We start from the raw sequence: 17,283 nt of genomic DNA on the forward strand, positions 1-17,283 counted from the left end.
TGGGTCGAGCTGTCGTCGGTGTGGTCGTCGTCGCGTGCGTGCGGTCATCGGAAGTTGCGGGACGTGGTTCGGGCGCCGAGCGTCAGCGCCTCGAAGCGGTCGGCGAGGAGGTTGGTCACGCCCTCGTCGGAGCGCTCGAGGATCCCTCTGACGAGCAGAGCGGGCGCCTCCCGGGCGATGCGCCGGTAGCGGTTCCATACTCCGACGGAACAGATCACGTTGAGGATCCCGTGCTCGTCCTCGAGGTTCATGAAGGTCACTCCGCCGGCTGTGGAGGGACGTTGACGGTGGATCACGACCCCGCCGACCTCCACCCGGGTTCCGGAGGGCGTGCCCGGGAGATCGGCGGTCGACCGTGCTCCCCGGTCGCGCAGATCGCCGCGCAGGTGCCGGAGGGGGTGGTCGTCGGGGGAGATCCCCGTGGCCCAGAAGTCGAAGACGACGCGCTCCTGCGCCGAGAGCATCGGGAGCAGGGGAGGCTGAACGGCGACCACGGAGTCGGGGAGGAACTCCTCGCGGTCGGCGGACGCCGTCCCCGCCTCCCACAGCGCCTGTCGGCGGTCGAGTCCGAGCGAGTCGAACGCTCCGGCCGCGCCGAGCGCCTCGAGCTGACTCGCCGTGAGGCCCGCCCTTCGCGAGAGGTCGGCCATGCTCGCGTACGGGCCGCCGCGCTCGCGCTCGGCGACGACGTGCTCGGCGAGGGCCGCTCCGATGCCCTTCACCTCGGCCAGCCCCAGTCGCACGAGGAAGCCGCCGTCGCGACGGTGGTCGTCGGTGTCGAACGGCTCGGAGCGGTCGAAGAGACCCGTCGGGGGCTGATCCGCCGCGAGGCAGCGGTCGTGGCCGAGGGGTGCGCCGTTCCGCCGGAGGGCGGGCCCGTCGGTGATCGCCTCGAGACCCGGGTGCGAGAGGGACAGGTTGACGTCGGGGGAGCCGATGCGCACTCCGTGCCGCCGGGCGTCGGCGACCAGCGTGTGCGGGGCGTAGAAGCCCATCGGCTGCGCGCGCAGCAGGGCGGCGGTGAAGGCGGCCGGGTAGTGCAGGCGCAGCCACGCGCTGGCGTAGACGAGCAGGGCGAAGCTGATCGCGTGGCTCTCGGCGAAGCCGAAGTTGGCGAAGGCCTGGATCCTGCGGTAGATGTCGTCCGCCACGTCGCCCGTGATCCCGTTGCGGGCCATGCCCTCGTAGAGGCGGCCGCGCAGGGTCTCGATCTTCTCGGTGCCCCGCTTGGAGCCCATCGCCCGGCGGAGCAGGTCGGCGTCCTCCGCGCTGCAGTCGCCGACGGCCACGGCGACCTGCATGAGCTGCTCCTGGAACAGCGGCACCCCGAGCGTGCGCTTGAGGGGCGTCACGAGGAGGGGGTGCTGGTAGCTGACCGGCTCCTCGCCGAGCTTGCGGCGGATGTAGGGGTGCACGGCGCCGCCCTGGATGGGACCTGGGCGGATCAGGGCGACCTCGATCACCAGGTCGTAGAAGCGTCGCGGCTGCAGCCGGGGGAGCGTGCCCATCTGCGCCCGGCTCTCGACCTGGAAGACCCCGATGGAGTCGGCCCGGCAGAGCTGGTCGTAGACGCCCTTCTCCTCGCGGGGGATGGTCGAGAGGTCCCACTTCTCGCCGACGTGCTCGGCGACGAGGTCGAAGGTGTACTGCAGGGCGGCGAGCATCCCGAGGCCGAGGAGGTCGAACTTGACGAGCCCCATCCAGGCGCAGTCGTCCTTGTCCCACTGCAGGACCGTCCGCTTCTCCATCCGCGCGGGCTCGATCGGGCACACCTCGCCGACCGGCCGGTCGGTGAGCACCATGCCGCCCGAGTGGATGCCCAGGTGGCGGGGCGCCCCGAGGACGCGGGTCGACAGCGCGACGACGTCGTCGGGGATGTCGTGGTCGGCGCTGCTCTCGGTGATGGCTCCCCATCTCTCCACCTGCTTCGACCAGCCGTCCTGCTGGCCGGCGCTGTAGCCGAGCGCCTTCGCCATGTCGCGCACCGCGAACTTGGGCCGGTAGGTGATCACGTTCGCGACCTGGGCCGCGTTCAGCCGTCCGTACTTCTCGTAGACGTGCTGGATCACCTCCTCGCGCCGCTCGGAGTCGAAGTCGACGTCGATGTCGGGCTCCTCATCGCGGATGCTCGAGAGGAAGCGCTCGAAGGGGAGGTCGTAGAAGATCGAGTCCACCGCCGTGATGCCGAGGACGTAGCAGACCGCGGAGTTGGCGGCGGATCCCCGCCCCTGGCAGAGGATCCCCTTGCCCTTCGCGAAGTGGACGATGTCGTGCACGATCAGGAAGTAGCCGGGGAAGTCCTTGTCCTCGATGACAGCGAGCTCCTTGTCGAGGCGGTCGAGCACGTCCGAGTCGGCACGCGGGTACTTCCGGGGCACGGCCTCGCGGACCAGCTCGCGCAGCCAGCTCATCGGCGTGTGACCCTCGGGGACCTCCTGACGAGGAAGCCGGGGCCGCACCCGGCTCAGCTCGAAGGCGACCTCGTCCGCGACGCGGACCGTGTTCTCGACCGCACCGGGATAGCGCGCGAAGCGCTCGGCCATCTCGGCTCCGGAGCGCAGGTGCGCCCCTGCTGCTGCGGGAAGCCAGCCGTCCATCTCGTCGAGACTCCGTCGGGCGCGGACGGCCGCCAGCGCCGTCTGCAGCGGCCGGTCCTCCGGCCGGGCGTAGTGCACGTTGCCGGTGGCGACGAGGCGCAGCCGGAGGCGGCCGGCGATCTCGGCGAGCACGTCGTTGTGCAGGGAGGCGAGCGGGTCGCCGTGGTCGAAGAGCTCCACGAGGACGTTGGGGACGCCGAACAGGCGCACGAGCTCGCGCACCTCGTCCTCGGCCGCCGCCGCTCCCTCCGCGAGGAGGGCCTGGCGCACGCGGCCCTTCCTGCACCCGGTGAGCACGATCCAGTGCCCGTCGGCCGCGCGGGCGAGCTCGTCGAGGTCGTAGCTCGGCTTGCCCTTCTCGGCTCCGGCGAGCTGAGCGGTCGTGATCGCTCGCGCGAGGCGGTGGTAGCCCTCCTCGCGGCGTGCCAGGACGAGCAGGTGCGAGCCCTCCGGGTCGGCGATGCCGTTCTGCGGGCTCCGCAGCCCGAGCGAGAGCTCGGCACCGAACGCGGTGCGCACGTCGTGACCCAGGGCTCTCTGCCCCTGTGCCGCCTCCGCCATCCGCACGATGCCGTAGAGGCCGTCGTGGTCGGTCAGGGCGAGGGTGTCGATCCCGAGTCGGACCGCCTCCTCGATCAGCTGCTCGGGGCGGCTGGCGCCGTCGAGAAAGCTGAAGTTGGAGTGGGCGTGCAGCTCGGCGTAGGGCACCTTCTCGGCGGGCGCCGTGACGTCGTCTGCCGAGGAGTAGGCGCCGCGCTTGTGCGACCAGGCGGGGCTGTCGCCTCCGTCGCCGCGGACGACGGTGCCGTCGGCGCGGCGACCGGTGGACAGGCGCCGTTCGAACTCCGACCAGGGGATCGGCGGGTTGTTCCAGCCCATGGGGCTCCTTCGTCGGAATCGGGAGTGCGGAGTGTCGGGGTCGCAGTCTCGGAGTGCAGAGGTCCGGGAGTGCGGAGGTCCGGGAGTGCAGGGCAGTGCGGATCCGGAGACGTGCGGTCAGTCGTAGCGGGCCTCGGCCGCCCACTCGCCGTCGAGGCAGAGCAGCAGCCAGGCGACCCCTCCGGAGTCGACCACCTGGAAGCGGTCGTAGCGGACGGCCGTGCGCGCGTCCCACCACCGCTCGTCGATCGGCCACGGGCCGGCCCAGCCCGTCACCGGCTCGAGCCGGGCCTGGGAGGTGCCGGGGGTGAAGTAGGCGGGGACGGAGGTGAGGGTGCCGCGGTCGTCGACCGAGACCGGCTCGCCCCGCGGCCCCCGCACCAGCACGGCCGCCGGCTCGGGGAAGACCGTGGGCGGCAGCGGCGGCGGGAGGGAGCCCGGCCACGGCAGTCCGCGCGGGCGGGCGTCGCCCGGTTCGCGGTCCCCCCAGGGGATCAGGTGCTGGCGGTCGCGCAGGGCCCGTCCTCCGCCGACCGATGCGGTGACGACCGCCTCGTGGCCCAGGACGCTCTGCACCCGGCTCAGGCCGTGGTGGACCCGCTCTTCGGGTGCCGTGCCCCACAGCCCCTGCTCGTGGTTGCCGATCGCGTCGACGGCCTCGGGCTCGACGTGGATGCGGGAGATCGGCGAGCCGAGCCCCGCGTCGATCGCCCCGCTGCCCTGCAGCTGCCAGCGCACGCGGTCGAGGACGTCGGCGGGGGTGAACCAGCGTGGGTGCAGCCAGCTCCGCGATGAGAGCTCTCCTCGATCGCTGGTGACCTCGATGCGGATCGCCGTCGCGACCAGCATCGAGCGGGTGAGCCCGTCGACGAACTCCTCCGCGGGGACGCGGAAGGCGAAGGCCGCCTGGTCGATCCGGTCGAGCGGCGGCTCGAACTCGAGCGCCCGATCGAGGCGCTCGGGGGGCAGCCGGGGGACCACCGTCTCGGTCTCGGAGCCGGAGGCCAGGAGGTGCGCCCGGGCTCCGTCGGGGCCGAACCGCGCTGCGACGTCCTCTCGGGGGAGGGCGGCGAAGGCGCCGAGCGTCCGCACGCCGAGTCGACGCAGGAGGGTCACGAGATCCTCTCCTCTGACCGGAGGCCGGGAGCGCATCCCGACGGCCTCGGTCTCGAGGGCGTCGAGCGGCAGGGAGGAGAGGAACTCCGCGGTCGCGCCGGTCGGCACGATCGCGACGGGCTCACCCGAGTGCTTCGCCGCGAGCTCGGAGGCGAAGAGGCCGTCGGCGATCCCGATGCGCGCCCGCGCCACGCCCAGCTCGGCGAGCCGGCGCAGCACGGCCTCCGCCGCGGACTGCTCGCTCCCGTAGTAGCGCCGGGGGCCCCTGGCCCGGATCGCGCACAGGCCGGGACGGATGAGCTGGACGCCCGGGGTGATCTCCTCCAGCGCCTGGACGAGGGGCTCGAAGGCGCGGTGGTCGAGCACCGGATCGTAGGGGAGGACCGTGAGGCCGGTGCAGCGCGACTGCGCCTCGCGGATCCTCATGCCCCGGCGCACTCCCTCGGCGCGCGCAGAGGGGGAGCAGGCGAAGACCCTGCTCTTCTCGGTCAGGGCGAGAGGCGCCTCCGCCGCGAGACCTGCGTCGGCGGCCGCCGCGAGCAGCGGCCAGTCGGGGCACCAGACCAGGATGGTCCGGCGCAGCTCGGGAGCGCTCGCCATCTCACACCGCCCGTTCGTGCAGGCGCGAGCGCTCGGTGAGGACGCCGAAGGCCCCGCCCGTGCCCGGCATGCTCATCCGCACCGTGCGCACGCGCGTCCCCGCGCGGCCGACGACGTCGACGAGCGCCTCCCGCGAGCGCAGGTAGCCGTGCCCGGCCCCCAGCCCCTCCCAGCGGCTGCTGCGCAGGCTGAGCCGCGCCTCGGCCTGCGGCCACTCGCCGAGGACGACGAGGGCGGCGCCCCGCTGCCTCAGCCGAGCACCCAGCCGGGAGACGTCGGCCGAGGACACGGAGGCGGGCGGGCGGGTGAGGACGACCGTCAGGACGTCGACCAGCGCCGCGGTGACGGTGAGCCAGTGCTCGGCCGGCGAGGGCACGAGCACCAGCCGCTCGAGGTCGATCCCCATGCCGGCCGCCGCCTCGGCCCCGAACTCGGGCACGCCCACGACGCCGCACCAGGCGCCCTCGGCGGAGGGGCCGGCGAGCAGCCCCATCGCGAGGCTCATCGAGCCCTCGACCGAATAGGCGGCGCCCTGCTTGAGCGATCCGCCGGGAAGAGCGGAGGCGAACGCCGGCAGGGTCGCCATGCTCTTCGTCTCGAGCGTGGTCGCCTGCATGTCGCGGATCCGCGACTGCAGCTCCTTCACCGACGCGAGCTGCCGCAGAAGGGGTTCTGCTGCCTCGGTCGTCCCTGCGGAGAGGGGGCGGGAAGGGGGGCTCATCTGCCCATGTTCGAACATGTGTTCGAGTATGTCAATCGCCACCGACATCCGTGGCGAGTCGCTCACGACCCGGGGAGAAGGCCCTGCTCGACGCCCCTGTGGAGGAGTCTCACCGCCCCGTTCCGCGGGCCCGGAGCCCCTCTAGAGAGCGAGTCCGTGTCCGAAGCGGAACAGCGGATCCTCCGTGTCGAACGGCACATCGGGTCGTCGCGCCGACGCCGCGGCCATCGACCGCGGAAGGTCCATCGGCAGCCTCCCACGGGCCTCCGACATTCCGAACACCACGTCCAGCAGCGCTGCGCCCGAGGCGCCGAAGTCGCCCAGCAGTGCGGCGACCGTTCCGACGAACGGCGTCAGGATCGCCGGCCGGTCCAGGAACACGTCGACGACGGTGGGGACCCTCCCCGCGACCGACGTGACGTGCTCCAGCGCCTCGGGCGAGAAGTCGAGCGACCCCGCGTGGAAGAAGTTCTCGAACGCCGTCGTCCGCCGCTCGAACGGCGCCTGGAGCCGGATCACCGCCAGATCGGCCTCTTCCGGCGAGTCGACGACCGTTCCGTAGGACGAGGCGGTCGCCGCGTCGATCCCCTCCACGTACAGCCGGAGCCCGCGCCGCGCCGGGAGGACCCCGTCGTGCGCCAGCACCGTGATCGCCGCGCGCTGGGCCTCCTCGCCCGCCGCCCGGAACTCCGCCGAGCCGACCACGGACTCCGCGGCCGCCGGGTCGACGGCCCGCTCGTCGAACAGCCCGAGCACGAACTTCTCCCGCAGCAGTCGCCGCGCCGAGACGTCGAGCCGCTCCTCGCTGATCACGCCCTCCTCGACCAGCGCGACCAGCACCTCGGGGATCGCCTCGCCGCCGAACTGGTCGACGCCCGCCTCGATCGCCTTCCGCATCCGCTCCGGCACCGACAGGTGCTCGACTCCCCAGGCCCGAGCAGGGTGCAGATCGCCCATGATGTGCGCGTCGGACAGCAGCCCCCAGTCGGTGCAGACGATCCCGTCGAACCCGAAGCGCTCCCGCAGCAGACCGGTGATCACCGATCGGTTGAAGCCGAAGCCGACCTCCTCGAGCGCAGTCCCGACCGGCATCCCGTAGTACGGCATGATCTGGCTCGTCCCGGCCTCGAACGCTCGCTCGAACGGCCGGAGGTGGTACTCGGCGTTGTCGCCCGGGTAGACCTGCTCGCGCCCGTAGGCGAAGTGCGGATCCTCCCCGTCCTTCTGCGGACCGCCGCCCGGGAAGTGCTTGGTCATCGTCGCCACCGATGTCGATCCGAGCGTCTCGCCCTGGAACCCGCGGATGTACGCCGCTCCGAGACGTCCGGTGAGCTCGGCGTCCTCGCCGAACGTGCCCACCTGCCTGGCCCAGCGCGACTCGGTCGCGAGGTCGATCTGCGGATGCAGGGCGACCCGCAGTCCGACGGCCAGGTACTCCCGCCGGGCGATGTCGCCGAAGCGCTGGACGAGCTCCTCGTCGCCGATCGCGCCGAGGCCGAGGGGCTCGGGCCACTGCGAGAACGCCGCGGCCTGGGCGCCCGTCCCCGGGTTGTCGGTGAAGGAGTGCCGCGGATCGGTCGACAGCGTCACCGGGATGCCGAGCCGAGTCCCGGAGGCGAGCTCCTGCAGTCGGTTGTGCCACTCGGCGATCTCTCGCGCCGTCGCGCCTCCGCCGCCCAGGAGGTTGAAGTGGGTCATCCTCTTCTCGAGCACCATCGACGATGTCGAGGGCAGGCCGAAGGCTCCGTCCGCGTCGGCGAGCTCGCCGCCCTCGCCCATCACGATCATGGTCTGGAAGAACAGACCGGCCTTCTCCTCGACGCTCATCTGCGCGAGGAGGATCTCGACCCGCTCCTCGACGGGCCGCAGAGGATCGAGGTAGCGGCGGTCGACGTCCGAGGGAGTTGACGGCAGTGTCACGGGAGGTCCTTCCGAAGGGGGAGCCCGCATCGGCTCCTCCCGCAGGCTACCCGCGAAAACCGATCCCCACTAGGTAATCGCCGCTCCGACCGTGCGCGACCGCGCCTCTACCATGGGAGCCATGCCCGACGCCCTCTCCGATTCCGCCGAGCCCTCGACCGTCTCCCGGAGGCGGATCCTCGTGGTCAAGATGGGATCCAGCTCGGTCACGAAGCAGTCCGGGCCCGATCCGGTTCTGCTCGCGAGCGCACTCGAGAGCGCGTTCGCCGCTCACGAGGCGGGCTGGGACGTCGTCCTCGTCTCCTCCGGCGCCGTCTCGTCCGGACGGGCTCTCTTCGCCCGCTCGCAGGACGCCCCGATCAGCCCGCGTCTCGCCGCGGCCGTCGGCCAGACCGTCCTGATGGGCTTCTACCGCTCGGTGGCGGAGCTCTCCGGCGCCCTCGTCGCGCAGATCCTGATCGGCGAGTCCGACCTCGCCTCCCCGACGCAGATGGCGCACGTGGCGGAGGCGATCCGTCACGCCCTCGACGCCGGCGTCGTCCCCGTGGTCAACGGCAACGACACCATCGACTCCGCGGGCTCCGACAACGACGGAGTCGCGGGCGCTCTCGCCATGCTCCTCGGTGCCGACCTGCTGCTGCTGCTCACCGACGTGCCGGGCGTCTTCGCCGGCAGCATCGCCGAGGGCGTGCACCTCGACGAGCTCGGCATCGCCGAGCTGCGCGGCATCGGGGTCCAGAAGGGCGGCACCGGTCGCGGCGGCATCCGCTCGAAGCTCCGGGCGGCCGAGCTGGCCGCGCACAACGGGGTCTCGACCAGGATCGCCGGCTCCCGCACCCCCGAGGTGATCCTCAGCGCCCTGAGCGACCCGGGCCCGGGAACCCTGGTCCGCGCGGTCCACGGGCACCCCGCCGTCGACCAGCGCTGGATCTCGGGCGTCGCGACCGCCCGCGGACGCGTCGAGATCAACCTCGAGGCCGAGCGGAGCATCGCCGCCGGATCGAGCCTGTTCGCCTCCGGGATCAAGAGGGTCTCGGGCGATTTCGTCGGAGGCGACGTCATCGAGGTGCGCGCTCTCAGCGGCGAGCTCCTCGCACGCGGAGTCTCCCGCGTGTCCTCCCGCCTCCTGACCCTCGTCCGCGCCCTGCGCGTCGATGAGATCGCGCGGGTGTTCGTGGCGGTCCTGGCGCACGCCGCCGACCCGGGCTCGGCCTCGGCGCTGCCCGCCGGAGAGCGGCCCCAGCTGGCTCGGGCCGTGGAGTACGCGCACGGACTCTCGTTCGAGCACGCCCGCGCCGTCGCGATGGAGATCGTGGGCCTGTTCCCCGCCGAGAGCATCTCGGCCCTGCTCGGCCAGGGGTCGGAGGAGTCGGAGCTCGTCGAGCGCTACACGCGCCTGGTCCGCACGCTCGCGATCGTCGAGAACGAGCAGCTCTCGGTCTTCCGCGACTGACGGGCGCGAGTGCACTTCGCGCCACCTCGGGGGTACATTCCGCGCCAGTGCGTCATCGATGGCGCCCCTGCGTGTCTCTCTGGGGACGGCGCCGACACCGGGCGCCCCGATGGATCGGATCATCATGAGCACCTCCGCCCGAACCGCCCACTCCCCGTCCGAGGACAGGATCTCCGCCGAGACGTACGAGTCTGATCGTCTCGCGCGTCGACTCGAGCTCCTCGAGGAGTCGATCGCCGAGGGGGAGCGCGCCCTTCGCGGCTTCGTCGACCCCCGCTCCGGAGAGGTCGTCCCGCCTGCTCGCGGTGGGCATCGGGAGCAGGTGCTCAGCAACCTCGCGATCGAGCGCGCCCTCGTCGAGCGGATCCGTCGGACCGGCCCCGCCCGGTCGTGACGGCGCCCGATGCGGCACGATGGGACGATGGCCACCATCACCGTCGCTGGCACCGCCCAGCACTTCCTGCCCGCTGAACGAGGCACCGTCCGTCTCGAGATCCGGCGCGAGTCGCGATCGCGATCGCAGGCGCTCTCCGAGGTGACCTCGGTGCACACGCGGGTCAGGGAGGAGGCCGTCGCCGAGCAGGCGTCGGGCGTCGCGACCTGGTGGTCGGCCGACCAGGTCTCGGTCTCGACGGTCCGCCGCTACCTCAAGGACTCCGACGTGACCCAGCTCTTCCACGTCGCCGCCGCCAGCGTCCGGGTGAAGTACCGCGACTTCGAGGCGCTCGGCCGCTGGGTCGCGTCGGTCTCCGAGCTGCCGGGCGTGGTGGTGTCGGGTGTCGACTGGGACGTCACCGCCGCGCACCGCGCGACCGCCGAGCGCGAGGTGCGGATCGCGGCGGTGCGCGACGCCCGCGAGCGCGCTGCGGCCTACGCCTCGGCGCTCGGGTTCGACGAGGTCCGGGTGCTCACGCTCTTCGAGCCGGGACTCCGCCCGCACACCCGCATCGAGGGCGGCTCCGCACTGATGAGCCGCGCGGCGAAGTTCGGCGGTCAGGAGGAGGCGCTCGCCCTCAAGCCCGAGGACATCGAGGTCTCGGCCTCGGTCTCCGCCGACTTCGAGGCTCTCTGAGCGACTCCCCTCTCCCGGTGCTGCTCAGACGCCGTGGACCTTCGCCCAGGTGCGCCCCGGCAGCCCGAAGAGGTCGATGAACCCGGTCGCGCTGCCCTGGTCGAAGGTGGAGCCCTCACCGTAGGTGACCAGGTCGCGCCGGTAGAGGGGCGCGCGCGCTTCCCGCCCCACCACCGTCGCCGATCCCTTGAACAGGCGCAGCCGGATGGTGCCGTGGACATAGCGCTGGGTGAAGGCGACGAACGCGTCGAGGGCTGACCGCAGCGGTCCGTGCCAGAGCCCGTCGTAGACGAGCTTCCCGTACGCGGTGTCGAGAGCGCGCTTGTGGTGCAGGACGTCCGGCGGGAGGACCAGCATCTCGAGTTCGAGGTGCGCTCGGAGGAGGACCGTCAGCGCCGGCGCCTCGTACAGCTCTCGCGAGAGGACGCCGACCACGCGGTTCTCGAGCATGTCGATGCGTCCGATCCCGTGCGCCCCGGCCCGGGCGTTCAGTGCCTCGACCAGGGAGAGGGGGTCGAGGACCAGTCCGTCGAGCGCGACGGGTCTGCCGTTCTCGAAGGACACCTCGACGTAGTCGGCCTCGTCCGGCGCATCGGCGGGAGCCGTCGTCAGTGCCCACACGTCCTCCGACGGCTCCCACTCGAGATCCTCGATCGGACCGGCCTCGATGTTGCGGCCGAGGACGTTCAGGTCGATCGCCCACGGGCGATCGGGAGCGACGTGAGGCGGGATGCCGAACGACTCCGAGTAGGCGATGGTCTGAGCGCGGGTGAAGCCCCACTCGCGGGCCGGAGCGAGCACGATGAGGTCCCGGTCGCGCAGCGCGACGCCGAGGTCCATCCGGACCTGGTCGTTCCCCTTGCCTGTGGCACCGTGTGCGACGGCGTCGCAGCGATACCTCCTGGCGGTCTCGACCAGCAGCTCTGCGATCAGAGGTCTTCCCAGGGCCGACGCGAGCGGGTAGTGCAGATCATGGACGGCGTTGGCCGCGAGTGCGGCGAATCCGTACTCGTCGACGAAGCGCTCCTTCACATCGAGGACGATCGCCTCGTCGGCCCCGGCGAGAAGCGCCTTGCGGCGGATCGGCTCCAGCTCGTCGCCCTGCCCCAGATCGACCGCCATCGCGACGATGTAGTCGCAGCCCATCTCGTGTCGGAGGTAGGGGATGCACGCTGTGGTGTCCACGCCTCCGGAGTAGGCGAGGACGACGCGGTGCCCCGTGCCGTTCACCGGGCCCTCCTCTCCCCGGAAGGGGCTCTCGTCGGGCTCTCGGCGACGAGGGCTCGAAAGGCGGTCACGGCCGCTCGCACCCGATCCGGTGATGTCCCTCCGGTCGAGTCGCGGCGGCGGAGAGCGCTGTCGACGGTGAGCACGGAGGCGGGGAGGCCGCGGAATCGATCCGAGCACTCCACGAGGAGGGCGGGATCGGCGTCGCGCAGCTCCAGCCCGCGGGCCTCGAGTGACTGGACCGCGGCGCCGACGATGCCGTGTGCCTCGCGGAACGGCAGTGCACGCTCCTGCACCAGCCAGTCGGCGAGCTCGGTGGCCAGCGATCCACCGCGGGAGGCATCGTCGCGGGTGCGAGCGGTGTCGAACGCGATGCCGCGGATGATCGCCGTCATGGTGCGGAGGCAGATCTCGACCGTGTCGGAGGCGTCGAACACCGCGGACTTGTCCTCCTGCATGTCTCGGCTGTAGGCGAGCGGCAGGCCCTTCATCACGACCAGCAGCGACACGAGTTCGCCGATCAGCCGCCCGGACTTGGCGCGGACGAGCTCTGCGGCATCCGGGTTGCGCTTCTGCGGCATGATCGAGGACCCCGCCGTCAGTCCGTCGGGCAGAGCGACGTAGCCGAACTGGGGAGTGCTCCAGATCACCAGCTCCTCGCAGATCCGCGAGAGGTGGATGCCCAGCGTCGCCGCCGCCGCGAGGAAGTCGAGCATGAAGTCGCGGTCGGAGACGGCATCGATCGAATTGCGCATGGGACGGCTGAATCCGAGCGCCGCCGCGGTGGCAGCGGAGTCGATCGGGAAGCCGGTTCCCGCCAGGGCGGCCGCGCCGAGCGGCGACTCGTCGGCTCGAGCGTCGGCGCAGAGGAAGCGGTCCCGATCGCGCTGGAACATCTCGGCGTAGGCGAGGAGGTGATGCCCGATCGTGACGGGCTGCGCGACCTGCAGGTGGGTGAAGCCGGGCATCGCTGAAGCGGCCTCGTTCTCGGCACGGTCGAGGAGGGCGTCGATGAGCCCCCTGAGGAGCTGATCGATTCGCGCCGTCGACTCGCGGACCCAGAGGCGCGAGTCGAGCGCCACCTGATCGTTCCGGGATCGAGCGGTGTGGAGCTTGCCCGCGACCGGTCCGACCAGTGTCTGCAGCCGCGACTCGATGTTCATGTGGATGTCCTCGAGAGAGCGATCGACGGGGAACGTCTGCGTCCGCAGCTCCTCCTCGATGGTTCGGAGACCCTCGGACAGCACGCGCGCCTCGTACTCCTCGAGGATGCCGGAGCGCCGGAGCATGTCGAGGTGGGCGAGCGAACCGCGGACGTCGACAGCGGCGAGCCTGACGTCGATGTCGATCGACGCGTTGATCTCGACGAGCAGCTCGTGCGCGTCTCCGTGGAAGCGGTGCTCGCGCAGTCGATCGGTCGGAGTGTCGGTGGAGGTCATGGCACGTCCTTCGTGAGGGGGTGGCTCCGGGGGTCGAGGGTGGCGACGGAGAAGTCGAACGAGCAGCCGAACCGTTCGCGCTTGCGCCTCGTCTCCGATCGTCGATACGCGTCTCCGCGCCACTGGAGCGGATACAGGACCGAGAAGAAGAACCGGTCGGCCCAGGTCCGGCGGGAGACGTCCGAGGGATCCGGGTGCACGGTGAACCCGGCCCGCTGCGCGAGCCCGGCCATTCGGTCCTCGCAGAAGTAGAGGAGGAGCCTGTCGGAGGGCAGCCTGCGGACCACTTCGGCGAGCAGATCGGCACCCGTGCCGGCACCGCGGTGCGGCTCTCGGACGAACAGCACGGCCACCTCGCTCCAGCCGCCGATCAGTCGATGGACGAGTGCCGCACCGACGAGCTCCTCGGATGCGGAGTCCCTCGCCGAGAAGACGACTCTGCGGCCCGTCCACTCCGCCAGGCTGTAGCCGGTGATGGTCAGGGAGGAGCGGATCTCCTCCATCAGATCGTGAGCCTCCGGCCGGGTGAGGGGACCGCGCTCGATGACGACCCGCGGGCCGACCCGTCTCCGGTGCTCCGACGGCGTCGTCTCTCCGGCGGCTCTCGACGCGCTCATCCCGCCACCGCGATGGTGACGACAGCGCCGGTCGCGAGCGCCATGCCGAGCAACTGACCCGGCCCGACTCGCTCGCGCAGCACCGCCACGGCGAGGCCGACGGTCACGGCGGGGTAGAGCGCGATGAGAACGCTCATGAGCGAGAGCATGCCGTCGCGGAAGGCGTAGAGCATGCCGATGTTGGCGACGACGTCGAGAAGTCCGACACCGACGGCGAGGACGAGCAGCCGGCCGCGGAGTCGCGCGGACTCCTTGCTCCGCATCGCGGCGACCGCGACGAGGCAGGACGCCACCACCCGGGCGGCGACGAGAGCCCAGAGTCCCGAAGCGCCGTCGATCCGATCGGTGAAGACGAAGCTCAGCGCGAAGCAGGTGCCCGCGGCGAGGGTGAGGCGAGCGACCCGTGGCGTGAACCGTCGGCCGTCGCCTCCGGCGGCCGACTCGCGGCTCACGAGGACGATCGCTGCGATGGCGAGGAGGATGCCGACGATCGAGACGGGGGAGAGGCGCTCGCCGAGGGCGACACCGACGACGACCGGCACTCCGGCGACCATCACCGCGGTCACCGGCGAGACGACGCTCATGGGCCCCTCGGCCAGCGCCGAGTAGAAGCACCACATCGCCACGGCCATGACGGCCCCGGAGGCGGCTCCCCACGCCAGCGACGCCGGATCGAGTCGGCCACCGACGAACGGCGCCATGACGGCGATCACGAGTGCCGAGACGGGGTACGAGACCAGCACCACACGGAGTGCGGCGACGCGTCTCGAGGCGAGCCCGCCGAGGAAGTCGCTGACGCCGTAGGCCGCGGCGGAGATCAGGGCGAGGAGGAGAGCGGCCATGGAGTTCGATCCGATCGTTCGACCCGCGGAGCGCGGCTGGTCGGGAGGGGGCGTAGGATCCGGACACCATACGGGTATCGAGCGTGTCTCGACCGGTCTGTCACAGAGCGTCTGCATGTGCACGACCGTAGGAATCGCGGCGGTCCCCTGGGGCCGAGACGCTGGATCTGTGGACAACTCGCGTGGTCCCGTCCCTGGGGAGGAGTCTCCGACCACTCCGGGAACGCAGGGAATAGCACCGGGCGCCCCGACGCTGAAGCAGGCATGGTCTCGCGCATCGGCTTCCTCTCCTTCGGTCACTACCAGTCGGTCCCGGGCTCGCAGACGCACACCGCGCGCGACGTCCTCCTGCAGACGATCGAGCTCGCCGAGGCGGCGGAGGAGATCGGCCTCGACGGCGCGTACGTGCGCGTGCACCACTTCGCCCCGCAGCTGGCCTCGCCCTTCCCCCTCCTCTCGGCCATCGCCGCGCGCACCCGCCGCATCGAGATCGGCACCGGCGTGATCGACATGCGCTACGAGAACCCGCTCTACATGGCCGAGGAGGCCGCGGCCGCCGACCTCATCTCTGGCGGCAGGCTCGAGCTCGGCGTGAGCCGGGGATCGCCCGAGACGGCCCTCCGCGGCTCGGAGGCCTTCGGCTACGTCCCCCCGGAGGGCATGACGGACGCCGACTTCGCCCGTCGCAAGGTCCAGCTCTTCCGCGAGGCCCTGTCGGGCGCTCCCGTCGCCGAGTCGGACTCGGCGATGACCCGCCAGTCGATTCCGCTCGCGATCGAGCCCCGCTCACCGGGACTCGAGGACCGCATCTGGTGGGGCGCGGGCAGCTTCGCCACCGCGCGCTGGGCCGCGGAGCAGGGCATGAACCTGCAGTCCTCCACCTTGCTGCTCGAAGAGGAGGGGATCCCGTTCGACGAGCTCCAGGCACGGCAGATCCGCGAGTACCGCGCGGCCTGGTCCGAGGCCGGCTGGGAGCGCACCCCGCGCGTCTCGGTCTCGCGGAGTGTCCTCCCGATCACCAGCGACCTCGACCGCCTCTACTTCGGCGGCCGGGGCGAGCGCGACCAGGTCGCCTCCCTCGAGGGCGTGCGCGCGCGCTTCGGCCGCAGCTACACCGGCGAGCCCGACGTCATCGCGGCCGAGCTCGCAGCCGATGTCGCGGTCCAGGAGGCGGACACGCTGCTGCTGACCGTGCCCAACCAGTTGGGCGTCGCCTACAACGCCCGCCTCCTGCAGACCGTCGTCGAGTCGATCGCGCCGGCTCTCGGCTGGTCGTCGACGGCGCTCACGCCCGCCGCCTGACGACCGGGCTTCCGGAGACGGGAGACGCCGCAGGCGGAGCGGCGTCTCTCCCGTCTCCGGAGGATCCTGGTCAGGCGCGACGACGCCGGGCGAGCAGCAGCACAGCTCCCGCGGCGAGCAGCATCGCTGCGGCGCCGAGGGGCACCACCGCCGAGGTGCCCGTCTCGGCCAGCGCGCCGCCGCGCGGCCCTGCGCCTGTGCTCGACGGGTGCGCGATCGGAGTCGCAGACGGCGACGAGCTCGGCGAGGCCGTGGGCTGGGCCGTCGCGGTCGGCTCCGGTGCCGCGGTGGGCCGAGCCGTTGCGGTCGGCTCAGGAGTCGCGGTCGGCTGAGCGGTCGGTGTCGCCGTCGGCTCCGGCGTCGGCTCCACCGTCCGCGCGTGCGCCGCGAAGAAGTCCCACATCAGCGCGGAGGCGCTGATCGTCCGGTTCACCACACCGAGCCCGGAGGCCTCCAGATCGACGGCCGTCCCGGGCCAGGTGTGCCCGCCGCCCTCGACCGCGTAGGCCTCGACACCGGTGCCGTCAGCGCAGTCCGCCAGCACGGCCCGGCCGACCTCCGCGGTGACGGCCGTGGTGACGGGCTCGCCCTCGCAGTCGTCGAGCCCTGCCCACCCCGCGGTCGCCGTCGCGACGCTGTAGCCCCAGCGCGGATCCGTGTTGCCCTCGAACGGATTGACCGCGTCGGCGGTGCCGTGGAAGGTCAGCACCGACACCGGCCGGCTCGGAGTGCAGGAGCCGGCCTCGATGGTCGTCAGATCGTCGAGGTCCGCGCGCCCGGCCCGCAGGCCCGCGACCGGCGCCACGGCGGCGAACAGATCGGCCCTGGTGCAGGCGAGCGCGGACGCCATCCTGCCGCCCCCCGAGAACCCGGTCGCGAAGACGCTGCCGGCATCGACGCAGCCCTGCGCCGACAGCGTCTCGACCACGGTCGAGAGGAACGCCACGTCATCGCGCGACCCCTCGGGCGGGAAGGTGCCCGACGTCAGCGGGACTCCCGGGACGTTCCAGGCCCAGTTGCCGTCCTCGAGCGTCTTCTCGAACTCGATCGCCCCGGTCGGGTTCGCGACGATGAACCCCTCGTCGTCGGCGACCGAGGCGAGGTCCGAGATGCCGGCCTGGACGCCTCCGTTGCTGTTCGACCCGTGCAGGTCGAGCACGAGGGGGAGTGCGCCGTCGTCGGCGTCGGCGGGGACGTGCATGAGCACGTCGTAGGTCGTCCCGCCGAAGGCGACGGCGACGGTCGAGTCGCCCGCGGGGAGCGAGCGGACGCAGTCGGCGCCGGTGGCCGCGGAGGCGGACCCGGCGACGCCGACGCCTCCCGCGGCGAGGGCGGTGACCGCGAGGATCGAGAGCAGGCCCGAGCGAGTGCGCCGGGCGGAGGGGGAGGGTGACACGGAGGAGTCCTTGCTCGTCATCGAGAGGGGCACCGGTCGGTGCGCTCCGAACCCTAGCTGTCTTCGGTTTTCAAGAGAAGAGGCGGGTGCGACGAGCGGACG

The 17,283-nt window shown here is 72.0% G+C and carries 13 protein-coding genes; 4 read left to right on the plus strand and 9 right to left on the minus strand.

Annotation, left to right across the window (positions count from 1 at the left end):
- Positions 1-44: 44 nt before the first annotated feature.
- The 4 genes from GRS92_RS04050 to GRS92_RS04065 form a co-directional block, all read right to left on the minus strand.
- On the minus strand, positions 45-3,476 hold the full coding sequence (locus GRS92_RS04050) for an error-prone DNA polymerase (protein ID WP_159853560.1): 3,432 nt from the start codon (positions 3,474-3,476) through the stop codon (positions 45-47).
- A gap of 117 nt (positions 3,477-3,593) precedes the next feature.
- On the minus strand, positions 3,594-5,192 hold the full coding sequence (locus tag GRS92_RS04055) for a DNA polymerase Y family protein (RefSeq protein ID WP_159853561.1): 1,599 nt from the start codon (positions 5,190-5,192) through the stop codon (positions 3,594-3,596).
- A gap of 1 nt (position 5,193) precedes the next feature.
- A complete protein-coding gene (locus tag GRS92_RS04060) occupies positions 5,194-5,913 on the minus strand; it encodes a hypothetical protein (protein WP_159853562.1) in 720 nt (239 codons plus the stop codon).
- Positions 5,914-6,054: 141 nt separating this feature from the next.
- Positions 6,055-7,863 (minus strand): glycoside hydrolase family 3 N-terminal domain-containing protein, encoded by a 1,809-nt coding sequence (locus tag GRS92_RS04065; protein ID WP_159853563.1) that lies wholly within the window; start codon positions 7,861-7,863, stop codon positions 6,055-6,057.
- Between the two features lie 91 nt (positions 7,864-7,954).
- Here GRS92_RS04065 and proB point away from each other — a divergent pair, with 91 nt between their 5' ends.
- From proB to GRS92_RS04080, 3 genes are all read left to right on the plus strand, one after another.
- Positions 7,955-9,286, plus strand: coding sequence for a glutamate 5-kinase (proB, locus tag GRS92_RS04070; protein WP_159853565.1), 1,332 nt, complete (start codon positions 7,955-7,957; stop codon positions 9,284-9,286).
- A gap of 124 nt (positions 9,287-9,410) precedes the next feature.
- Positions 9,411-9,680, plus strand: coding sequence for a hypothetical protein (locus GRS92_RS04075; RefSeq protein WP_159853567.1), 270 nt, complete (start codon positions 9,411-9,413; stop codon positions 9,678-9,680).
- A 27-nt stretch (positions 9,681-9,707) separates the two neighbouring features.
- Positions 9,708-10,358 carry an SIMPL domain-containing protein gene (locus GRS92_RS04080; RefSeq protein ID WP_159853569.1) on the plus strand — a complete coding sequence of 217 codons (651 nt, stop codon included), beginning with the start codon at positions 9,708-9,710 and terminating at the stop codon, positions 10,356-10,358.
- A gap of 24 nt (positions 10,359-10,382) precedes the next feature.
- Here the strand turns inward: GRS92_RS04080 and GRS92_RS04085 are convergent, their stop codons facing one another.
- From GRS92_RS04085 to GRS92_RS04100, 4 genes are read right to left on the minus strand one after another with little or no spacing between them, the layout of a single operon-like run.
- On the minus strand, positions 10,383-11,588 hold the full coding sequence (locus tag GRS92_RS04085; protein WP_159853571.1) for an argininosuccinate synthase: 1,206 nt from the start codon (positions 11,586-11,588) through the stop codon (positions 10,383-10,385).
- Positions 11,585-13,024 carry an argininosuccinate lyase gene (argH, locus tag GRS92_RS04090; protein WP_159853573.1) on the minus strand — a complete coding sequence of 480 codons (1,440 nt, stop codon included), beginning with the start codon at positions 13,022-13,024 and terminating at the stop codon, positions 11,585-11,587. The genes GRS92_RS04085 and argH overlap by 4 nt, the downstream gene beginning before the upstream one ends.
- A complete protein-coding gene (locus GRS92_RS04095; protein ID WP_159853575.1) occupies positions 13,021-13,641 on the minus strand; it encodes a GNAT family N-acetyltransferase in 621 nt (206 codons plus the stop codon). Before GRS92_RS04095 ends, argH begins: the two co-directional genes overlap by 4 nt.
- A complete protein-coding gene (locus tag GRS92_RS04100) occupies positions 13,638-14,483 on the minus strand; it encodes an EamA family transporter (protein ID WP_159853577.1) in 846 nt (281 codons plus the stop codon). The genes GRS92_RS04095 and GRS92_RS04100 overlap by 4 nt, the downstream gene beginning before the upstream one ends.
- Before the next feature lie 264 nt (positions 14,484-14,747).
- On the opposite strand from GRS92_RS04100, the gene GRS92_RS04105 reads away from it, so the two are divergent.
- Positions 14,748-15,785 carry an LLM class flavin-dependent oxidoreductase gene (locus GRS92_RS04105; RefSeq protein ID WP_159853579.1) on the plus strand — a complete coding sequence of 346 codons (1,038 nt, stop codon included), beginning with the start codon at positions 14,748-14,750 and terminating at the stop codon, positions 15,783-15,785.
- 70 nt (positions 15,786-15,855) lie between these two features.
- Here GRS92_RS04105 and GRS92_RS04110 read toward each other — a convergent pair whose 3' ends face one another.
- Positions 15,856-17,181, minus strand: coding sequence for an alpha/beta hydrolase family esterase (locus GRS92_RS04110; RefSeq protein ID WP_204162077.1), 1,326 nt, complete (start codon positions 17,179-17,181; stop codon positions 15,856-15,858).
- Positions 17,182-17,283 lie beyond the last annotated feature (102 nt).

The organism is Rathayibacter sp. VKM Ac-2754, assembly GCF_009807095.1.
Taxonomy (GTDB): domain Bacteria; phylum Actinomycetota; class Actinomycetes; order Actinomycetales; family Microbacteriaceae; genus Rathayibacter.